Source organism: Chitinophaga varians (assembly GCF_014529945.1).
Lineage (GTDB): Bacteria > Bacteroidota > Bacteroidia > Chitinophagales > Chitinophagaceae > Chitinophaga > Chitinophaga varians.
Map to the genome: position 1 here is coordinate 80,260 of NZ_JACVFB010000003.1, position 22,472 is coordinate 102,731.

Below are 22,472 nucleotides of genomic sequence, written 5' to 3' on the forward strand. Positions count from 1 at the left end.
ATCCGATATAAACCGGCGGCCGGTAGTTCCCAATTTTGTAAAAAATTTAAAAGTATGGAACGCCGCTATGGCATTGTAATATCGAAGATCGTCACACTGGGATTACTGTTATTATTTGTATTGAACGCATCCGCCAGCGACCCGGAGACGGAGAAAACGGGTGGCATCCGCGGCAAAGTACTCACCTCCGACGCACGCCCCGCCGAAGCAGTAATGATTGTGCTGGCAGAGCCTAACATCACCACCACTACACAAACAGACGGCTCTTTTGTGTTCCGTCATATTGCGCCGGGCAAATATCACCTGCTGATATCCGTGGCCGGCTACAGCACAACTACCCGGGAAGTGACCGTAGAACAAGGCAAAACGGCTACTGTTTCCTTTACCTTAGAGGCCTCCAGCAAAGCGTTGCAGGAAGTGGTCGTTACCGGCAACCATCACAAGCTCTCTCGCAGCAGCACCTACGACGTCGCTAAAATACCGCTTAAAAATATAGAGAATCCGCAGGTGTATACGACTATTACGAAGGACCTGTTACAACAACAGCAGGTATTTTCTGTAGACGACGCCATGCAAAACGCTACCGGTGTTACCAAGATGTGGGACGCCACCGGCCGCGGCGGCGATGGCGGCGGTTACTACAACATGCGTGGTTTTGTAGTACAGAGCCAGCTGCGCAACGGTATAGCCGGCAACGTTACCTCCCGCATTGATGCGTCTAACCTGGAAAGGATCGAAGTCATCAAAGGACCGTCTGCCACCCTGTTTGGCAGCACCCTCACCAGCTACGGCGGGTTGATCAACCGTGTCACCAAAAAGCCATATGACCATTTCGGTGGCGAAGTAGGTTTTGCAGCCGGCAGCTTCGGCTTCAACCGCTTCAGCGCTGATATCAACACGCCCCTCGATAAAAACCGGGATGTGCTGATGCGGGTAAACGCTGCCTATAACTATGAAGGTTCCTTCCAGGACTACGGCTTCAGCAGAAACGTGGCCATAGCCCCCAGCCTCAGCTACCGCGTGAACGACCGTCTCTCCTTCCACTTCGATGCAGAATACATGGCAGGCCAGAACACGGGCCTCAGCGCCTTCTTCTTCTCCTACGGGCAGCCCATCGCTAAACTGGGCACCAACCGGGCGGATGAACTGAACATCGACTACAAACGCGCCTACGCCACGAATGACCTGTATCAGACTTCCCGCAATACCAATTTGTTCGGGCAGATGACCTACCGCCTGTCATCACAATGGAGCATGCAAACGAACGTTACCACCACCAGCAGCTACTCCAACGGACCTTCGCCCTACTTCTATCTGCTCACCGATGCAGAAGTAAAGAACGATCCCAACGCAGTGGGCAACGGTTACATCTCCCGCAATGATCAGTTCACCAACAACAGCCATGACAACGTGTTGGAGATACAACACAATTTCAATGGCGACTTTAACATCGGCAGTCTGAGGAACCGTTTCGTGGGCGGGATCGACTTCTTCCATCACCATTCCAATCAGTTCTTCGGTGGGAATACTTATGATACCATCTACGCCAAAGGCAATATTCCTACCTATCGTGATTTCAACCGCAGGAACCTCGATAAAGTATATGATACCAAAGGGTTGGCCTTTACCTTCCCTTCGCATTATATCTCCAATACTTACAGCGCCTATGTTTCCGATGTGCTGAACATCACCGATAACCTGTTGGTACAGGCTGGTTTACGGATAGACTACTTCGACAACAAAGGAAATTACAGCGACGTCAGTGGTAAATACGAGAACGGCTACACGCAAACAGCGTTGTCTCCCAAATTCGGTATCGTGTACCAGCCTATCAAAGACAAGGTATCTCTCTTTGCCAACTATCAGAACGGATTCACCAACAAACCGACCACCAATCCTTCCGGCAAACCTTTCAAACCGGAGCAGGCCAATCAGATGGAAGGCGGCGTGAAAGTATCGCTGCTTCAGGACATGATCACCGGTACCATCAGTTATTATGATATCCGGGTGAAAGATATTATCCGTCCCGGCAATGTTCCTAATGTGTCTATCCAGGATGGAACGCAATACAGTAAAGGTGTGGAAGTGGAAGTCATTGCGCATCCTGCACGTGGCCTGGACATAGTGGCTGGTTATGCCTATAACGACTCCAAATACGAAAAGACCGAGAAAAATCTGGAAGGGCTACGTCCTGCTACCGCCGGTTCCCCTACCGTGGCGAACCTGTGGGTAAGCTACCGCATCCAGCAGGGCGCGGTAAAAGGACTGGGCTTTGGCGCAGGGGGCAACTATGCCAGCGATAACAAAGTGGTGAACGACAAGGCGCTGGGTTATTTTTACCTGCCGGCCTATACGCTCCTCAATGGCAGCATCTTCTATGAAAATGACCGTTTCCGCTTTGGTTTCAAATTAAATAACATCACCAATAAAGCATACTGGATCGGTTATTCTACCGTCAATCCGCAGAAGACCAGGAACTTCAGCGGCAGCATCGCTTTCAAATTCTGATACCAGCCATTTAACCTGTATTTGCCTTCAGCCACCTGCTCCGGTGGTTGAAGGCAAATTTATTTTCAGGCAAAGGATAAGGAGTGCCCCGGGTGAACGTGTGCCGCCTTCACCTGGGGGAAATGTTGCTTCAGCCAGTCGATCATAAAAACAGACCCCGGCTCTTCGCTGGCGATGTGCCCTAACAGTACCAACGAGAGGTTATCTCCTTTGGCGCGGGCATCGCGCACGTATTCCGCCGTTTCCCATTCAGAGATCTCACCACAACAGACCACGTCCGGTTTGTATTTCCCGATTGCTTCTATCTGTGTTTTACCACCATAAGCGCCCGGCAGCACGAGTATTTTCTGACAGCGCTGTTGCAGGTCGCCCACATAACGCATGCTGCTCACCCCCAGCTTCTTTTTAAAGAAGGCAATCAGACTGCTCAGGGATTGCGGGGCAGAGAGATTATACACCGGTTCCCCTTTCACCGCATATGGCTGCCAGCCGAAAGTATCTTCCAATCCTTTGCTGACGCCGTCGGGGTGGATGGAATGGATATAATCATGATTGCGCCATACCGCGATCCCGTGTTTGTCCAACAGGGCCTTTTTATATTGGTAGACATCATCTTGCTGCAGCCAGCTGACATCATCGAGGTGATTATAAAAGGTAGGTTCGTGGGCGATGATGAAATTGGCTTTCCCATCGATGGCCTTTCTGATGACCTCAATCGTCGCGAACATGGTAGTGACGATGCCGGTGACCTTTGTATCGCGGGAACCGGCTTTGAGCGTATCTACCGTGCCCGGGATAGCGCCGGAAGGGATTTGGGCTATAAACGCATCGATGATCTGTCCTACGGTGGGGGTTTCCTCCGTAAAAGCCCAGCCTTTCAGCGGGCTACCAGCCAGTACCGCCGATCCTGCAAGGACAGCGCCGGATGAAAGAAACATTCTCCGGCTGATTCCAGTTGATTTCATAAGTCTGTTGTTTGGACTTAAAATAGCCAAAAAATGCCGCCCAACAAAGCTTCCGGGGGCAGAAGATGGTCGTCACAAGATAAAAAGGGGGCAGATAAATTTTTCCTGCGGGATTATTCTTTTTTACTAACTTAATCCCCGATTAGTTCTCCGAAAGCCTGGAAGCACCGAAAAAATCACCAAAATCGCAGTGGACCTTTTTGAGTTTTTAATTGATCCTTAATATTCCGGTAATAAATAGTTCTGATTTTTGTACCTCATATCGTCATGAGTCAATTAGGAGTGGAATGTATATCTAAAATAAAAGATGGGGATGCTGCCGCGTTTCAGGAGCTGTTCTATGCCTACAAGGACGCTCTTTTCGGATACGCCTGCAAGTTATGCCGCGCGCCGGAAATGGCCGAAGAGGCAGTACAGGAGGTATTCATGAAAGTATGGATCAACCGGCAACAGCTCGACCCTTCCCTTTCTATTAAAGCCTATCTGTATACGGCCGTCAGGCACTGCGTTTTCAACATTCTGAAAAAAGCCGCGCTGGATGAGGACCTCCGTCAATCCGTGTTCCGCCACCAGCCTGTTGCCGTGAATACCACAGAAGATGCCGTTAATGCCGCAGACCTTCAGCGGGCGAAAAGCCGGGTATTGGACATGCTGCCTCCGCAACGTAAACTTATATTCTGCCTCAGCCGTATCGAAGGCCTCTCCCATGAAGAAATAGCCCTCCGTCTGGGTATCTCCAAAAATACTGTCAAAGACCAGATTGTAAAAGCCAGCCGTTTCCTGCGCCAGCAGATAGAACATTTGGTCATTTTGCTATTTTTCTATTTTTTTATTTGATGTACAGAATTTGAGATTTTCTGATGTTGGAATTTGTTTTTGACCTCGTTGTTATCAGGGACACCCCCAATATCAAATCAAAAAATTCCAAGATCCATAAATCCAATATTCAAATGAAGAAATAAAAAAAATAAAAAAATTTCTCCCCTGGATCGTCCTTTCCTTTTTTTCAATTGTATCATATAATAAAGCATACCGATGTACCCGGACCCGGCATATATAAGAGCGTTGTTTATTAAGCATGCGAATGGTTCTATTACTCCGAGAGAAACAGCCGAGCTGATCGCGTTTCTACAGCAGGAGGGTAATGAAGACCTGATGCCGCTGCCCGATGAGATCGAAGATATACCGGCTCCCCACATGGATGTAGCGGCCACCACACGCGTGTTTCAGCAGCTTTCCGCTATCACTACGCCTGTGACACAGCCTGCACGCCGCCGCACTTTATTGCGCAGGGTCATTACCGTTAGTGCCGCCGCAGCGGCCGTGGCGGCAGCCATTGTATTGCTGTACCATCCCGCCCGGCAAAAGCCGGTACTGACAGCCGTATCCACCGGCTACGGCAGTATGAAAAAAGTAATGCTGCCCGATGGCACCGCCGTTACCCTGAATGCCAACTCCACGCTGCAATACGACAGTGCTGGCTGGCAGCCAGGCTCCCGCGAAGTATGGATAAACGGTCAGGCCTTCTTTGATGTGGCCCCCGATGCGGCCGGAAAATTTATGGTGCATGCGGGCGACCAACTCACGGTACAGGTGCTGGGTACCCGCTTTAACGTGGCTGCCCGTACGAAAGGCGTACAGGTGGTGCTCAACAGCGGTAAAGTAAAAGTAGGGCTGCCGGATAACAGCCACGGACACACGCTGGTACTGCAACCGGGAGAAATGGCCTGCTATAATGCCGGCGACGGCCAACTGTCGCGGCTCCAGGCCGACACGCTGCAACTAACTTCCTGGAAAGACAATCAGAAAGTATTCCGGGACGCCACACTGGCTGACATAGCCGACTTTATTGAAGAACAATTTGGCGCAGAGGTTACCTTCGCTGCACCACAACTGTCGCAGTTACGATTTACCGGCACCACGCCCGCCAACGATCTGGACGTGCTGCTGCATATTCTTACCAAATCACTTGATATCAGGATCGATAAACACAACAACCAGGTAATGATGATGCTGGCCAGGTGATCATTACCACCTAAACGAACCCGGGATTTTTATTAAAACGCATTGTTATGCAACGAAAACTACTTATACATCATAAGGTAGTAGGGATCTTATTGTGCCTGATGCCCGCTGTGCCATTCACCACACAAGCGCAGAACATCATGGCAAAAGGAACCGTCAGACAACACGCACGTGAAAGCTATCTGTTGTCGGAGGTATTCCCTGTACTGGAAAACACACATAAAGTCAACTTCAGCTACAACAGCGCCCTCCTCGCGGGTAAGTCCGTGAGCGCACAGACATTCAGAAAAATGGAACAGGCTGATCCCGCGACCGAACTGCCTGCCTTGCTGCGTCCTTATGGCCTCACCTGTGAGCCGATACAGGGCAACTACTATGCGGTGAAAGCGCTGCCCGGTATCGGTCACGCCCAAACGCAGATAACGGTTAAAGGTGCGGTGACCGATGCCAAAGATAACAGCCCGTTGCCTGGCGTCATCATCTCCGTAAAAGGAAAAACAAAAGGGGCCAACTCCGGCGAAACAGGCCACTATACGCTGCCCGGCGTGGAAGAAGGCGATGTGCTGCGTTTTTCGCTCGTAGGATACAAGTCACAGGAAATACCGGTGAACGGCCGCACACAGATAGACGTAGCGCTGCAACAGGATGTAGCCGGACTGAGTGAAGTAGTGGTGACCGCCCTCGGTATCCAGAAAGAAAAGAAATCGCTGGGCTATGCGGTACAAACCGTGAAAGGCGACAACATGACCAAAGCCAGGGAACCCAATCTCATCGGCTCTCTCACCGGTCGTGTAGCCGGCCTCGTGATCCGCAACTCCACCGATATGTTCCGCGACGCTACCATCCAGCTGCGTGGACAGAAGCCCCTGATCGTGATAGACGGTATCCCCGATCAGACAGCCGACATGTGGAAAGTAAATCCCGATGACGTGGAAAGCATCAACGTGCTCAAAGGCACTTCCGCTTCTGCCCTATATGGCTCCATCGGTCAGTTCGGCGCCCTGATGATCACCACCAAAAGAGGCAAAGGGAAAGACCTGTCGGTGGACGTCAACTCCTCTACCATGTTCCAGCCTTCTTTCATCCGCATCCCCGACGTACAAACCACCTACGGCAACGGCGCTAAAGGCAAATACGCCTACGTGGACGGCTCCGGCGGCGGCACAGAAGGCTCCGGCTGGATATGGGGCCCCAAGCTGGACCAGAAAGATCCTACCACGCCGAGCGGCTACTGGGAAACACCACAATATAACAGCCCGGTAGATCCGGCCACCGGTAAACTGGTACCGCTGCCGTTTGTGTCCCGCGGAAAAAGCAACGTACGCAACTTCTTCCGGACCGGCGTGATCTCCACCAACAGCCTCAGTATCACCAAATCCAGCGACAAAGGCAATTTCAGGGCCTCTGCTTCGCACATCTATCAGCTGGGCGTGGTTCCCAATACACAACTCAATAACAGCTCTTTCAGCATCGCCGGTAACTATAACCTTACCGACAGGCTGAACGTAGATGCCCGTATCACCTACAACCGGCAATACTCCGACAACTATCCTACTATCGGCTATGGCCCTACGAACTACCTGTACAACCTCGTATTATGGACCGGCTCCGATGTGGATATCCGCGACCTGCGCAACTACTGGGAGCCAGGAAAAGAAAAACTGCAACAGCGCAATTATAACACCTCCTGGTACAACAACCCCTATTTCCAGGCGTATGAACTGCTGACGGGCTATTATAAGAATAACACCTTCGGCTCCATGACGCTGGATTATAAGATCAACCGGGATTTCAGCGTGAAACTGCGGTCGGGCATCAATGCCTTCGGACTGAATGAAGACACCAAAGAGCCTGCCAGCTACATCGGCTACAGCAGCAAATCCAGAGGTAATTATGTGGCCCGTTCCGAAAACTACTTCGACATTGTGACCGACCTGATTGGCCGCTACGAACATGCTTTCAGCAAAAACTTTTCCGTACACGCCGAAGTAGGCAGTTCCAACTACTACCGCAACGACAAGTATCAGCGGAGCACGACGGACGGTCTCACCATTCCCGGTTTTTATAACCTCTCCAACTCCGCCAATCCCATTCTGGGCACCAACTTCATCGAAGAAAGAAGGACCAGCAGCCTCTATGGTTTTGTGGACATGGAATTTATGGGCGCTTTTTATCTGTCACTTACCGGTCGTAACGACAAGATTTCCACGCTGCCGATCAACAACAACTCCTTCTTCTACCCTTCCGTATCCGGATCGGTGGTATTGTCGGAGCTGATGAAGATGCCGAAATGGTTATCTTATCTGAAAGCCAGAGGCTCCTGGTCGCAGGTATCCAGCGGCGTACTGGCCACGGTGAACAATGACTACACCTACTCCCACCTGTCTACTTACGACAAGGGTATTAAGTGGAACGGCATCCCTTCGCTGAACTTCAGCGATATCCTGCGCAATCCCAACATCCATCCGCAGACCACCGGGGCCTGGGAAGCCGGCGTGGAAACCAAACTCTTCGACAATCGTATAGGCCTGGATGTTACCTACTACCGTGCCCGCGACTATAACAACATCGTGAAACTGCCGGTAGCCATCAGCAGTGGTTATGGTTCTTACCTGGTGAACGGCAACGAATTCCTCCGCACCGGCTGGGAATTCATGCTCACCGGCACGCCTGTACGCAATACCGATTTCCGTTGGGACGTAATGGTGAACTTCAGCAAATACAAAAGGGTATTACAGGAGATCTATGGCGGCGCTACCGAACTGAATAAAATCAGGGTGGGCGAACGGATGGACAGAATATTTGATTATGTGTACGAACGAGACCCTTCCGGCAACATTGTATACGAAAGCAACGGTTTCCCGAAAAGTGACCCTTACCAACGCTACATCGGCAATTCCGATCCTGACTGGACCTATGGCATGGAAAACACATTCCGCTACAAACAGTTCACCCTGCGTTTCCTCGTAGACGGCCGTATCGGTGGCATGATGTACTCTATGACCAACGCCAAAATGTGGTGGGGTGGTACCCATCCCGGTACTGTCAATCCTTTCAGGGATGACGCCAACGCCGGCAAAAACACCTACGTAGGTCCCGGCGTGATCGTTACTTCCGGAGACATCCAGTACGACGCAGATGGTAACATCACCTCCGACACCCGTAAGTTCGCGCCCAATACCAAAGCGGTGAACTACATCGACTATATGATCAACACCAGCAACAACGCCAACACCAACAATAACTACTATTCCCAGACCTTCCTGAAGCTGCGCGAAGTGAACTTCACCTGGCAGCTGCCCGGAAAGTGGATGAGCAGGACATTTATCAAAGACGCCTCTTTGTCGCTCGTTGGCCGTAACCTGTTGCTGTTCTCCAAATTACCCAACGTTGATCCGGATACCGGGAAAGATGAGTTACAGACGCCATCCTCCCGCAGCATGGGTTTCAACCTGAATTTAAAGTTCTAATCACTGCATCATGCGTACATCATCAATTATCATATTTTGTTTGCTGGCAACGGCTTTCAGCAGTTGCAAGAAGTTTGAGTACTTCCAGACAGACCCGAACAAACCCACCCAGGCCACACCAGAACTGCTGTTGACCAACATTGAAACCACCGCCTTCAATGACATCAGCACCTCGGCCGCCTTTGCCTCCCGCTACCTGGTCAATACCGACGGGATAGATTCCTACCAGTATTACAACTGGCAACGGTCCGGCTTTGGCGAGTTTGGCAGCCTCCGTCAGGTAGTGAAGATGGAAGAAGAAGCTACCCGCATCAACCAGCCCGTTTATCTGGCGCTGGGCAAGTTCTTCCGCGCCTGGTTTTTTATGAAACTGACACTGGCCTTCGGCGATATCCCTTACAGTGAAGCGCTGAAAGGGTCTTCAGAGATGTTTACCCCCGTGTATGACCGTCAGGAAGACATCTTCCTCAACATCCTCAATGACCTCAAAGCTGCCGGCGATCAACTGGCCGCAGCAGACGGGGAGATCCGGGGCGATGTTATTTACGGTGGGAAAAAAGAACAATGGAAGCGCCTGATCAACAGTTTCTCCCTGCGGGTATTAATGAGCCTGTCGCAGAAAGAGGGCAACGTCAAGCTGAAAGTAAAGGAACGTTTTGCCGAAATTGTGAACAATCCGTCCAAATATCCGCTGCTGGGCAGCAGCGCTGACAACGGACAGCTGGTGTTTGCCGATTTGCAGGACAACCGTTATCCGTATTATAACAACAACAGTATGCAAACAGCCTTCTATCTGGAAGAGAATTTTGTGGACCTGTTGAAACAGTACCAGGATCCCCGGTTATTCCGTTTTGCGCAGAAAGCCACCAAATATGCCGGACTGCCGGACAATGATTTCAACGCCTACGGCGGAGCCAAAGGCAGCGCCACCATCGACGAAAACAACAGCCGCGTCGTGAACGGTGAAGTATCCAAAATAGCCAAACGTTACTACAACGACCCTGTTAATGAGCCCAGCGTAGTACTGGGATATGCAGAGCTTCAGTTTGTGCTGGCCGAAGCCGTGGTGCGTGGCTGGATCAGCGGCAATGCCGCCGATTATTATAAAAAAGGAATACAGGCATCCATGGAATTTTGTAAAATAGCACCGGCAGATATCACGGCGTATCTTGCACAGCCATCTGTGCAACTGGTACCCGGAAAAGAGCTGGAAGGTATCTTTAATCAGAAATATATCGGTTTCTTTATGAATTCCGGCTGGCAGGTGTTCTATGAACAACGTCGTACAGGACTGCCGGTATTCGATGTTTCCGGCAACGGGGTGCTGAACAATAAAAAAGTACCCAAACGCTGGATGTATCCTGAACCAGAGCTGAACCTCAACAGACAGCACGTGAGCGATGCCATCACCCGGCAATATCCGCAGGGCGACAACATCAACGGCGTCATGTGGCTGCTCGTAAAAGAATAAAAATGTGATCCATGTTAAAAGCATTTATCTTTTCCATCGTTACTTTCTCCTGCACCACCCTGATGGTACAGGCACAGAAAAAGAAAGCCCTGTTTATTATTGTAGATGGTATCCCGGCGGACGTTATCGAAAAACAGCCAACGCCGCATCTGCGTGAGATCGCCAAAGTGGGCGGTTACACCCGCGCCTATGTAGGCGGAGAGAAAGACGGTTACTCCCAGACACCCACCATCTCGGCAGTAGGCTATAACAGCCTGCTTACCGGTACCTGGGTCAACAAACACAATGTGTGGGATAATGATATCGCCGCACAGAACTACAGCTACGGCAGTATTTTCCGCTTTTTCAGGCAGGCATACCCGCAAAAGAAAACGGCTGTCTTCTCCTCCTGGCTCGATAACCGCACCAAACTGGTGGGCGACGGCCTGCCACAAACCGGTAACCTGAAAATTGACTACCATGTAGACGGCCTGGAGAAAGATACCGCCCGCTTCCCGCATGATAAAGACAGCTGGTACATGCACCTGATCGATGAAGCCGTGGTAGACAGCGCCGCCGATTACATCCGTAAACAAGCGCCGGACCTCACATGGGTATACCTCGAATACACCGACGACATGGGGCACCGTTATGGCGACAGTGAAAAGTTCTATGCCGCCGTCAACATGATGGATGATCAGATTGGCCGCATCTGGAACGCACTCGAATACCGCCGCAAAAACTTCGGCGAAGAGTGGCAGCTGTTCATCACCACAGACCATGGTCGCACCGCCAGCAACGGGAAAGGCCACGGTGGCCAGTCGGACCGCGAGCGCACCACCTGGATGTTCACCAATGCCAAAGGCCTGAACGACTACTTCAAGACCGGTCAACCCGGTATTGTGGACATCCTGCCTACAATGGCCCGCTTCCTGCAGATTAATATTCCCCAGCCGGACGCCCGCGAACTCGATGGCGCGCCCCTGACAGGCAAAGTATCGCTGACACAGCCAGGCGCCACACTGGACAATGGCTCGCTGCATCTGACCTGGAAAGCCCGCGAGAAGAAAGGCAACGTGAAAGTATGGGTGACCACCACCAACCATTTCAAAACCGGTGGCCAGGACACCTATAAATTGCTCGGCGAAGTACCGCTACAGCAGGAACATGCCACCATCAGTGTGAAAGACATGCCCTCCGGATTTTATAAAGTCGTGATGGAAGGACCGGATAATACGGTCAACCGATGGGTAGGAAAACTGTGATCCATATTTTCAGCAACGGGCGCCATGATAGGCGCCCGTTGTTTTTTTGCGCCTTCCTGTTTCGCATAAGCATTGGTTTGATTCCCATAATTTTCCCGTCTCCCCAGGTGCTAATTTTGTGATGCAAACCTTACAGGAAACCATGCAACAACCTATCAATTCCCCCTTCAACGCAGAAAGCACTGCCACGGAAGTCGCCTCCGGACATCATTTAAACGGGAAAACAGCGGTCGTTACCGGCGGCAACTCCGGCATCGGACTGGAAATAGCCAGGGTATTCGCCGAAGCGGGAGCGCAGGTGATCGTCGGTGCGAGAGATGCCGGTAAAGCCGCAGCGGTACTGCAACAGCTTCCAAATGTTTCCTTTATCCCGTTGGATTTATCTGATCCTGATAGCGTAGACAACTTTGCAGCGCAGTTGCTGGCAGAACATAACAAACTCGATTATCTGTTCAACAATGCAGGATTGTTCAATGTACCATCTTTTCAAACAGACAAGCGGGGGTATGAACTACAGTTTGGGGTCAATCACCTGGGCCACTTTCAGTTGACCGGCAGACTATGGCCGGCGTTGAAACAAGCTGGCAGGGCCAGGGTGATCAACACCGCTTCTATCGGGCATCGGCATATGGCGTTGCAACCCGATGATATCAACTTTGAAAAGCAACCTTTTGATACGAGAAAAGCTTATGGACAATCCAAAACGGCCAATGTGCTGTTTACCGTGGAGCTGGACCGTATCGGGCAGCAATATGGCATCAGGGCTTATGCGGTACACCCCGGGGCGGTCCAAACGGATGTGTTCCGGTATATGAGTCCGGACGAATACCGTACCTGGGCGCAGCCCATCAAAACGTTTAAGACACCGCAACAAGGCGCCGCTACGCTCGTCTGGTGTGGGCTTAGTTCTCAACTGGCCGATATCGGTGGGGTATATTGCGAAAACTGCAACATCTCCGAACGTGTGCCCGCCGACGTTACCGTACCATACGGCGTCCGACCGTATGCGCTTGATCCCGTACAGGCGACTGTCCTGTGGCAACTGAGCCAGCGCGTCACAGGTGTCAGATTTTCGTAACTTAGGTACATGAAGTCAGTCGAACAGATCGAACAGTTTTTCACCAGAAGGAACCAGCCGTACTCCAACCTACAGGAGTATTATGCATTTTATGTGGGAGATGATCACCCGGACCTTCCTTCTCCTTTTATCCGGCGTAACTATTACAAAATCACCCTGATACTGGAAGGTGAGATCGGAATTACCTATGCTGATCGAAGCATTACGGTAAAGGACAAAGCCATTATTTTCAGTAACCCGATGATCCCTTACTCCTGGGAGCGCCGGTCTGACAAGCTGCGTTACTACTTCTGTTTGTTTACCGATTCGTTTGTATATAATCTGGCAGCATCTCCTGTCTTCAACGTCCGTGGCGATCATGTGCTGCCTCCGGATGAAACGATTGCGGAGAAATTAACATTCATCTTTCAGATGATGATCAAAGAGCAGGAAGGAGACTATCAACAAAAGAACGAGGTGATCAGGAACTATATCCAGTTGCTGTATCATGAAGCGATGAAGATAACGCCTCCCACTACCTGGCAACCGCAAAACTCCGCCCACAGGATCACCACGCTGTTCCTGGAATTGCTGGCCAAACAATGCGCCATTACCACCGTACATGAGCAGGTACAACTGAAAACGGCGGCAGCTTTTGCCACACAACTGTCCATACACGTGAACTACCTGAACAGAGCAGTGAAGACGGTTACCGGCAAAACCACTACGCAGGTCATCGCCGACCACCTCCTGAAGGAAGCCCAAACCCTACTACGCGTTACCAGTTGGAGTATTGGTGAGATCGCGTACTGCCTTGGCTTTGGACATCCTTCCAACTTCACCGTCTTCTTTCGTAAAATGAGCGGACAAAGTCCCCATGATTTCCGGGGAACCCATCAATAGGTTATTCAAACCTGCTCTGGTCCGGATAAGGTGCGCCCTTTCCCGTTTGACACAACTTTTTCAGGCTTCTTAAAAACATGGCCCAGTCATAGGTGCAAACAGCATAGGTAGGTGAATAGTCTTTCCATCCATCGTGATGAAAGAACAACGTAGTACCGTCCTTATGCGGTTCCAGGTCGAAGGTAATGGTGGTCCCGACCCATTCATCTACCGCCTTCCGGCACTCCCACTTCACTTGTTTGGAAGGCTGCAGCGCAGTCACTTTCATCTCTTTAAAATAGTCTCCGAAAGCAAAACGGGCAATGCTGCCGATCTCAGGTTTTGCAATGGTGTCCGGTGTCCACCATCCGGCCAGTCCTGTTTGTGTGGAAAGGGCCTTGTAAACTTCTTCCGGAGCAACTTTAATCACTAATCTGTGCCAAATATTGACCATGATGATGGTTTTTTGTTGAATAACAAATTTAACTGCTTGTTGTTGCTTACGGGAGGCACAAAAGAGACATTCTTGCGGGGCGATTGGGACATACAACAAAGGCCCGGGAAATCCCGGGCCTTTCGTAGGCAGGCTACTATTGCATCATCAAAAATCACTGATTGGCCAGCGTTACCATGGCGGATACTTCCGCAACGGCCGCGTCATCTCCTCCGCTAAATCCGGTGAAGCGGAAACGGATATTGCCTTTCCCGTCAATCACGAACTTCGTGGGGATGCCCTGCACCTTATAGCTGTCCACCACTTTGTTGATACCGGTAGCGGAATCTTTCAGGTCCATCAGCACCTGAAAAGGATAACCATTGCCGGTGATAAACTTTTTAGCACTGGCGGTGGCGTTCTCTTCTTTCTCCCACGTGTGTACGAACAGGAACTTCACGTTTGGATCATTTTTGTATTTCTCCATCGCTTTTTTCATCGCAGGGAAGGAAGCTTTGCAGGGACCGCACCAGGTGGCCCAGAAGTCGAGCACCACGGTCTTTCCTTTGTAGTCAGACAGTGACACGGTATTACCATCTGCATCTTTCAGTGTGAATCCGGGCGCCGGTTCTTTGATGATCTGTTTGGCAAATTCTTCCTTCATCTTATCATCGAGGCCACCTTTCAGGGAATCGATGTATTGCTCCAGCCGATTGTCGCCGCGCACTTTGGCGTAAGCTTCCGCCAGTATCCCTCTGTTGTCCGCATTCAGTCGGCCTTGTGCAGCTACCTCGCTGAGACGTGCGAAAGCCTGCTGGTACTCGCCTTTGGCAAGCAGCACTTTGGCGTACATTTCATTCACCTGCGGGCGCACCGGTGTTTCTGCTTGTTCGGCGCGTTTCAGGTACACCAATGCAGTATCATACTCTTTGTCATTGAACAACAGCAGCGCATAGGAGCTGAGATAACCAGGATAGCCCATGGCCGCAAATGCTGCACCTTCCTCGTTTTTACGGGTAGTCCTGAATTCATAGGCATCTTCAATGGCTTTTTTATACAGCATTTTTCCTTCAGCGGTATGACCATGTTTGAGAATCCGCTCTGCGGTACCGACCCACCCCTGTCCTTTCCAGAAGGGCGATACAATGAGGTCGGCATATTCCAGCGCTTTAGGCAGATTGTCGGCCTGCGCATAGGCAGTACCAACGCTGCTGGTGGCGTAGTCATAGATGATCGCGTCCTTGTTCTGTTTATCCCGCGGGAACTTTTTGAGCCATGCTTTATAAAGTGCTTCTTTCTTCACCGGGTCGGTTTCATGATAGATGACCTGCACCGCGTTGTTACGGGCAGCAAAGCCAGTGGGAAAATGTTCAGCAGCTACCTGTTGAATGGAATCACCGACGTTATTTTTCTTCAGCTGGTAGAAGAAACGGGCGGCGGTGAGCCAGTCGGCTTCTTTTTTGCTTTTGGTCAATGCATACATTTTGTTTGACAGCAGTGCTTTCTCTGCATCGTCGCCTTTGGCAAGGCGGCTATAGTAGCGCGTCAGCGAGTCGGGGCTTATCTGCGCCTGACCGCTTGACTGGCCGGCGGCCAGCAGGCAGCCACCGAGCACGATTGGGAATACTTTCTTCATATAACAGGGTTGGTTTTATGTTAATTGTTATATCCTGGATTTTGCGTCAGTGCAGGGTTGGCCACGCGTTGCGCATCCGGTATGGGGTACAACACATCGGTACTGGTCCACGTAGCAGGCCTCATGCCGCCAATCACCTCATCAGCGCGGGTTTTACCGCCACCGGAAATGGCGGGTGTACGCTTCAGGTCAAACCAGCGATGCCCCCATTCGCCAAACAGTTCTGCCTTTCTTTCTTTTTCTATAGCGAGTAACAGATTGGCCGGTGTGATGCTGTTGTCCAGGCCAGGGAGACCAGCTTTGTCCCTAATGGTGTTTACATCCTCCATAGCGCCGGTGAGATTGCCCAGCTGCGCCCGTGCTTCTGCGCGGATCAGGTATTGTTCCGCCAGTCGCAGCATCACGTTAAACTCGTTGCCCATAGTAGCGCCGGTGGCCAGTACCCTCATTTTGTATTTGGTGATCACTTTATAATTCTGTCCGCCGATGTCTGTAGCGGCCACCCAGCTGGTTTTGCGCTTGTCTCCCGACTCCAGGGAATTATACAGTGTATCCGTCAGCGTTACAGCCGGAATGCTGCCTGGCGCAGCGGCATAGCTGCCACCGTTGGCATCACGGTTGGTAGTATACGTGGAAATACCGGTCAATGTGGCCAGCTGCCAGATCACTTCATTGCTGGTATTGCCGAAAGTGGTATTCAGGTCTTTATTCAGGCTATATATCCCGGAGTTGATCACCGCATTGGCCGCGGCTTCTGCTTTGGCCCAGTCTTTCTGGTACAGATAGGCCCGCGCCAGCAGCGCGTTGGCCGTCTGCCGGTTGATCCTTGTTCGCAGCGTAGCCGGATAAGCATCGGTGAGCAATCCCTGCGCTTCTGTCAGATCGGTGATGATCTGCGCCCATACCTGCGAAGCGGCCGTCCGTGGTAAGGTAGCATTGCTCAACGGATCATCTTTCAGCGGCATGGGCACGTCGCCGAACATGTTCACGAGATAGCCATATATAAAAGCTCTCCACACTTTCGTTTCTCCCAACAACTGATTTTTGACGGCAGGAGAAAGTGTTGTGCTGCGGCCGATCCCTTCCATCATGGCATTGGCCTGCGCTATCGTGGTATAACTGTAACCCCACAACGTAGTATTGGCAAGCCCGTTAGTTACCGCAATGTTGTTGGTTTTAAACTCATCGTACGACGGACTGGAAACATTGTTCTGCAACTCGTTGGCAGAAAGGCCCGGCAGTTCAGCTAAGGGAAACAACAAATCCCGTATCGCAGAAGTGTTATAAATACCCAGCACGGCACTGGTAGCCGTAGCTTCAGCAGCAAAGGCCTGGTCAAGTCCTACCTGGGTGGTAGGCGGACCAATTTCCACCAGCTTTCGGCAGGAAGACAAAACACTGCCCGCCAGTAGTAGCGACAACATCACTTTTTTATGAATAGTAGAAGACAACATAACAATCAGATTTTAGAATGAACAGTTAACACCAAACACAATAGTTCTCAACGGCGGCATGGCGATCATACCGGTACCCAGGCCCGGAGGGCCGCCGGGAACGCTGGTCTCCGGATCGTACAGGTATTTGTTTTTCATCCAGGTGAAGAGATTCTGTCCTTCTGCATATACTTTCAGGTTGGCGATGTTCGCTTTCTTCAGCCACATCTTAGGGAAAGAATAACTGAGGGAAGCAGAGCGTAACTTCAGATAGCTCGCATCTCCCCATAAAGCAGTAGCGCTGCCATATTGCGTATAGCCGAGATAGACAGGCGTGCCGGGTGTAGTGCTGGCAGCAGGATAAGCAGCGATATCGCCGGGCTGCCGCCATCTGTCGAGCACGGAAGTGTTCTGATTGCTTCTGCTGCTGCCTATCGGCGTACTGATGTTGTTGGTACTGCCCTTACGGTGGTGGAACTGTAAAAAGAAACTAACGTCCCAGTTTTTATAGGAGATGGTATTATTGATGCCGCCGAAATAAGGGTTGCCCGGAGGAATGACCTGGCGGTCATTATTAAAATCGATCGAACCATCGTTGTTCAGATCTGCATATTGCGGGACGCCCGTTTTAGGATCATAGCCGGTATAGAGATACTTTCTGACAACATCTATCGGTTGACCGATCAAATAACTACTGGCATAAAAAGATTTTTCAATACCGGGGAAGTCCACCAGTTTATTACGGTAAAAGGTCACGTTGAAAGCTGTTGTCCATCCGAAATTCGAAGCTTTCAGATTGAGGGTAGTCAGTTCCAGCTCCACGCCGCTGTTCTGTACCAGCGCAGGCATATTCACGGTGTAGCTGTTATAGCCTGACTGCGTAGGCAGTGCGGCAGACAGCAACTGATCGGTGGACCGGTTCCGGTAATAATCTCCGGAGAATTTAATCCTGTCTTGCAGGAAACCCAGCTCCAGCCCAAACTCCAGCTTACGGGTTGTTTCCCATTTGATGCCCGGATTAGGCAGCGTGCCGCGGGCCAGGGCAGCGTTGCCCTGATAAGTGCCTGCGGACGATAACAGTGGCAAATAAATATAGTTAGAGATCTGATCGTTACCGGTGGTACCGAAGCTGGCGCGCAGCTTACCGAAATTCAGCCAGGGCAGGTTGTCCTGCGCAAAGGGTTCTTCGGAGAACAGCCATGCGGCGCCTACCGCGCCAAAATTGCCCATGGCATAGTCGGGCCCGAAGCGGGAAGAAGCATCGCGGCGGAAAGTGACGTTCAACAGATACTTCCTTTGATAATCGTAGTTAATACGGCCAAACAAGGAGGCAAAACGATAATCGAAATAAGAACTGGAATTCAACACCATGGTGCCTGCGCCAACCAGAGAGCCCAGCAGCCCTTCGCTGCTGTAGTTACGGCCATCGATGCTTTGGCCGGTAGAGAGGCTACGCTGATAAGTACCGCCCACCATCAGATTGAGCCGTCCCTGCTTTCCTTCCATCGTATAGTCGAGCGTCGGTTCAGCGATATAGTTCTGTGATCGTGTATTCGCAAACGTAGCGGACGACTGGGGATTATTAAGCGGGTTCTGTGTAGATGCCGGCAGTGGATTCACCTGGTCCAGCGTAGTATTCGTATAGCCGAGGCTCAGCTTAAAATTCAGGTCTTTGATGATGGAATAACGCAGGCTGGCGTTCGTCATCAGATTACCGGTATTGCTGGTATAACGGCGTTGCATCAACGCCACCGGATTGCTGAAACCACTGGACCACAACAGTTTACCGGCATTGTCATACAAAGGCATGTTGGGGGGCAGGTTGTACATCGAAATAAGGTCTGACCCTGGCAGTACGGTTTTATCATTGGAATAGTTAGCTGTAATAGCAGCATAGAATTTGTCATTAGCTGAGCGATGGTCCACAGACAGGCGGCCGGTGAAACGCTGGCTGTTGAAGTCGCCGGGATATACCGTTGTTTCTTTGTGATAGCCGCCGCTGAAGAGGAAGTGTGTTTTTCCTTCTCCACCGGAAACGGACGCCTGTGCGTCGGTGGAGCGCGCCGTGCCACCGGCGAGGAAACGCTGCCAGTCGGTATATGCGTGCTGGTCCCATACCGTCAGCTCCGGCGCATTCACGGAGTTGGGTGTAACGCCGTCGTTTTTGAACGCTTCTCTTCTCAGATCGAGGTATTGCTGCGTATTCATCATGGGAATAAAATGGCCGATTTTCCCAGATCCCGTGTATACGTTTACGTTAGCTTTTGTTTTTCCTGACTTCCCTTTTTTAGTGGTGATGAGGATAACGCCGTTGGCGCCTCTGGCGCCGTAGATGGCCGTAGCGTCCGCATCTTTGAGGATGTCCATCCTTTCAATATCATCGGGGTTGATCATACTGAAAGGGCTGATACCACCGTTAGCGCCGGTGGTCCCGAGGGAGTTGAGGTTGTCAGACGGGGGATAAGAACCGTTGAAGTTGGTATAGGGTACGCCATCAATGACGTACAACGGCAAGGTGCCGGAGCTCATGGAGCCCTGGCCGCGGATCTGCACTACGGCAGCGCTGCCCGGCAGACCGTTCTGCTGCGTGATCTGCACACCGGGAATACGGCCCGGCAACGCTGCCAGCGGGTTAGACACCGGCTGGCTCTCCATGTCTTTGGCAGTGATACTGCTGACAGCGCCGGTATTCATTCGCCGGGTGGTGGTACCATAACCGATCACCACTGCTTCATCGAGGGATTTCAGCTGTTCACTTAATACGACGTTGAGCGTAGTACGACCGTTGACCGCAATCTGTTGTGCTTCATAAGAGAGATAAGACACCACCAGCACTGCGTTCACAGGCACCCGGTTGATGACATAGTCGCCGTTGTCGTTGGTCATGGCGCCGAAAGGCGTACCCGGTACTACCACAGATACAGCCGGAAGCGGGTTTCCTTTCACATCCGTGACCCTGCCACGGATAGTAATCCCCCCTTCCGCTGCTCCGGACTCGTTGGCTGGCGCGCTCTTCAGGCGAATGGCAATAAATTTGCCCGACAGCGAATACGTGAATGGTTGGTTATTGAAAAGCATTTTCAGCACGTCATTCAACTCCTGATTTTCTACGGCGATACTGACAGGAGCTGCCTGACTGAGCTGGTTTTTTCCATAGATAAAGCTGTATCCTGTTTGTTTTTCGATTTCCCGGAATGCTTTTTCCAGCGGACCGGATTTCATGTTGATGGTCACTTTCTGTGCAAACAGCGTTGTCGTCATCAGCAGACAGGCAGCCAGCAGGCATCCCCTGTAATAATTAGCTCCCGAAAGGCATAGCGTTTTGATTAGCTTTCTGACAAGCATATCGTTTGGTTGATTTTTGGTAAACAATAAAATACACTCCCACCCTGTAAGATGGCCGGTCTTACAGGACAGTACAAAAGGACTGGTGTATGATCTACTTTATTACGGTTACTTTCCGTCCTTCAATTTTGAAATGCACGAGATTGGTCATCTCCAGCAGGTTCAGTAGTCGGGATACCGGAACATCCCTCGGAATTTTAGCAACAAAAGCATCTTTGACATCTGCCTGATAGACGACGTCTATATCATAATATCGTTGTAGTTCTGACATGATGGCGGTGATATCAGCACCATTAAAATAAAACAGTCCGTTCTTCCAGGCAGTGGCCTGTTCCATGTCTGCGCCGGCAGTCACCTGCATCGCGCCTTTTGTATTCACCGCCAGCTGCTCTCCCGGATGCAGCAGCTGCGAGGCATTGCCGCTATTCACTTTCACCGCGCCGCTGAGCAGGGTCACCTGCATATTGCTGCCATCACGGAAAGCACGCACATTAAAGGTGGTCCCCAATACATCGATCGTAGCGTTATTGGTAGTGGAGGTGACGATGAAAGGCTGGTGACTGTTCCGGGCCACTTCAAAATAAGCCTGTCCGGATACAAACACCTCTCTTTTGCCGCCATGAAAAGCAGTGGGATAGGTCAGTACAGCACCGGCGTCCATCCATACTTTGGTACCGTCCGCCATGATCACGGCGAGTGGTTTGCTGCCTGCTGGCAGCTGTAAGGTGTTAAGGCTGCCGTTCGTGTCCGTACCAGCGTAGACAATCTGGCCGTTGGCATTTTTGGATACCTGTACCTGTCCCTGTACCGCGAGCGTGCCATTACCGGCGCTGTCCAGCTGTATCTGCTGACCGTTGCCGAGTGTGAGCACGGCATGATTTCCGACGGGCGCCGGAACGTCATTGCGGAAGCGGACTGCCTGCGGCTGCAGGCGTGGCGGTGGCTGCGTTTGTAAAAAATAATACCCGCTGCCCAACAACAGCGCTACAACAGCTGCTGCGGCCCATCTGTACCGGTACACTATTTTACCGGAACGCCGACGGCGCAGCACAGGCTGCAACCGCTGACGGATCACTTCCTCCAGCTGCTGTTTGTTGCCCAATACCTGCTCATCCCAGTCACCCTGCTGCTGAAAAGCGCTGAACAACCGGTTGTATTGCATCATCTCCGCATCGGTGGCCGTACCGGAGGCAACTTTTTCCGCTAATAATATGGCTTCCTCTTTTCTCATATGTAGCCTATCCTATACATAGGCACTTGCAAAAACACACACCCTTAAAAACAACTCAATTTTTTTTTGAGACGGGCAAAATTAATGACAGGTCACGATGGGAAGTAGTAACAAGGCGAGCAGGTGAGGGTCCACGGCTGCCCGGATGCGCTTCAGCGCGATGGTCTTTTGCGCTTCGACAGTTTTGATGGAAATATTCAATAAATCAGCTATCTGTTGATTCGTCAGTTGGCCATCACGGCTCAGGAGAAAAATCTCCCGGCATTTTTCAGGCAGGTTGTTCACCACCTGTGTGATGATTGTTTTCAGATCATCCAACTCCAGAAAGTCCTGCGGGCCGGGCGTTTCCGGCAGCGACAGGCCAGACAGCTCCGTATAAAACTCATCCCGGATCTTACCGGAACGGATATAGTTGGCTACTTTAAACCGAACGGCACTCCGCAGATAGGAAGGAACGGCCTGTATATCCAGCTGCTCCCGCTTCTCCCACAGCCAGGCGAAAATATCCTGAACGATGTCCATACAGGCGTTCTGGTCACGCAGCAGGTAAAAAGCGGCCTGATACATACCCGACCAATGGCGGGAGTACAGCAGATCAAAGGCTGCCACCTCTCCCCTCTTCAGCAGGCTTATCAGCTCAAGGTCACTATAGGCATCACTCCTTATCAAATTATTTCTTTTTCGGGCACTAAAATAAAAAAAGAGCGCTAATTATCCACGTGCCGTCAACAATGGGCAGGACGACGGCTTAAATTTTGTCACCAGTTCCACC

The 22,472-nt window shown here is 51.2% G+C and carries 15 protein-coding genes; 8 read left to right on the forward strand and 7 right to left on the reverse strand.

Translation table 11 applies throughout. The annotated features are described in order from the left end of the window. Positions 1-54: 54 nt before the first annotated feature. Entirely contained in the window at positions 55-2,508 is a 2,454-nt protein-coding gene (locus tag ICL55_RS14820) for a TonB-dependent receptor (RefSeq protein ID WP_188098555.1), read from the forward strand. A gap of 65 nt (positions 2,509-2,573) precedes the next feature. On the opposite strand, the gene ICL55_RS14825 is transcribed toward ICL55_RS14820, so the two are convergent. After that, entirely contained in the window at positions 2,574-3,473 is a 900-nt protein-coding gene (locus ICL55_RS14825; RefSeq protein WP_188098557.1) for a Nif3-like dinuclear metal center hexameric protein, read from the reverse strand. Between the two features lie 267 nt (positions 3,474-3,740). Between ICL55_RS14825 and ICL55_RS14830 the strand changes: the two genes are divergently transcribed. The 7 genes from ICL55_RS14830 to ICL55_RS14860 all read left to right on the forward strand — a co-directional run bounded on the left by ICL55_RS14830 (position 3,741) and on the right by ICL55_RS14860 (position 13,643). After that, entirely contained in the window at positions 3,741-4,310 is a 570-nt protein-coding gene (locus ICL55_RS14830) for an RNA polymerase sigma-70 factor (RefSeq protein WP_188098560.1), read from the forward strand. A 198-nt stretch (positions 4,311-4,508) separates the two neighbouring features. Then, positions 4,509-5,498 (forward strand): FecR family protein, encoded by a 990-nt coding sequence (locus ICL55_RS14835; protein ID WP_223151457.1) that lies wholly within the window; start codon positions 4,509-4,511, stop codon positions 5,496-5,498. A gap of 47 nt (positions 5,499-5,545) precedes the next feature. Further along, complete coding sequence (locus tag ICL55_RS14840; RefSeq protein ID WP_188098565.1) at positions 5,546-8,968, forward strand: SusC/RagA family TonB-linked outer membrane protein; 3,423 nt, start codon at positions 5,546-5,548, stop codon at positions 8,966-8,968. 10 nt (positions 8,969-8,978) lie between these two features. Beyond that, positions 8,979-10,439 carry a SusD/RagB family nutrient-binding outer membrane lipoprotein gene (locus ICL55_RS14845; protein WP_188098568.1) on the forward strand — a complete coding sequence of 487 codons (1,461 nt, stop codon included), beginning with the start codon at positions 8,979-8,981 and terminating at the stop codon, positions 10,437-10,439. Between the two features lie 11 nt (positions 10,440-10,450). Beyond that, positions 10,451-11,683, forward strand: a complete 1,233-nt coding sequence (locus tag ICL55_RS14850) for an alkaline phosphatase family protein (protein WP_188098572.1) — start codon at positions 10,451-10,453, stop codon at positions 11,681-11,683. Positions 11,684-11,825: 142 nt separating this feature from the next. Then, positions 11,826-12,761 carry an SDR family NAD(P)-dependent oxidoreductase gene (locus ICL55_RS14855; protein WP_188098574.1) on the forward strand — a complete coding sequence of 312 codons (936 nt, stop codon included), beginning with the start codon at positions 11,826-11,828 and terminating at the stop codon, positions 12,759-12,761. 9 nt (positions 12,762-12,770) lie between these two features. Next, entirely contained in the window at positions 12,771-13,643 is an 873-nt protein-coding gene (locus ICL55_RS14860; RefSeq protein WP_188098577.1) for a helix-turn-helix transcriptional regulator, read from the forward strand. 1 nt (position 13,644) lies between these two features. On the opposite strand, the gene ICL55_RS14865 is transcribed toward ICL55_RS14860, so the two are convergent. The 6 genes from ICL55_RS14865 to ICL55_RS14890 all read right to left on the reverse strand — a co-directional run bounded on the left by ICL55_RS14865 (position 13,645) and on the right by ICL55_RS14890 (position 22,369). After that, positions 13,645-14,076, reverse strand: a complete 432-nt coding sequence (locus tag ICL55_RS14865) for an SRPBCC family protein (protein ID WP_188098579.1) — start codon at positions 14,074-14,076, stop codon at positions 13,645-13,647. Positions 14,077-14,230: 154 nt separating this feature from the next. Next, positions 14,231-15,691, reverse strand: coding sequence for a redoxin domain-containing protein (locus ICL55_RS14870; protein WP_188098582.1), 1,461 nt, complete (start codon positions 15,689-15,691; stop codon positions 14,231-14,233). A gap of 20 nt (positions 15,692-15,711) precedes the next feature. After that, complete coding sequence (locus ICL55_RS14875) at positions 15,712-17,145, reverse strand: RagB/SusD family nutrient uptake outer membrane protein (protein ID WP_188098584.1); 1,434 nt, start codon at positions 17,143-17,145, stop codon at positions 15,712-15,714. Positions 17,146-17,157: 12 nt separating this feature from the next. Then, complete coding sequence (locus tag ICL55_RS14880; protein ID WP_188098587.1) at positions 17,158-20,469, reverse strand: SusC/RagA family TonB-linked outer membrane protein; 3,312 nt, start codon at positions 20,467-20,469, stop codon at positions 17,158-17,160. Between the two features lie 94 nt (positions 20,470-20,563). Next, on the reverse strand, positions 20,564-21,700 hold the full coding sequence (locus ICL55_RS14885; protein ID WP_188098589.1) for a FecR family protein: 1,137 nt from the start codon (positions 21,698-21,700) through the stop codon (positions 20,564-20,566). An 81-nt stretch (positions 21,701-21,781) separates the two neighbouring features. Continuing rightward, positions 21,782-22,369 carry an RNA polymerase sigma-70 factor gene (locus tag ICL55_RS14890; RefSeq protein ID WP_188098590.1) on the reverse strand — a complete coding sequence of 196 codons (588 nt, stop codon included), beginning with the start codon at positions 22,367-22,369 and terminating at the stop codon, positions 21,782-21,784. Positions 22,370-22,472: the final 103 nt, after the last annotated feature.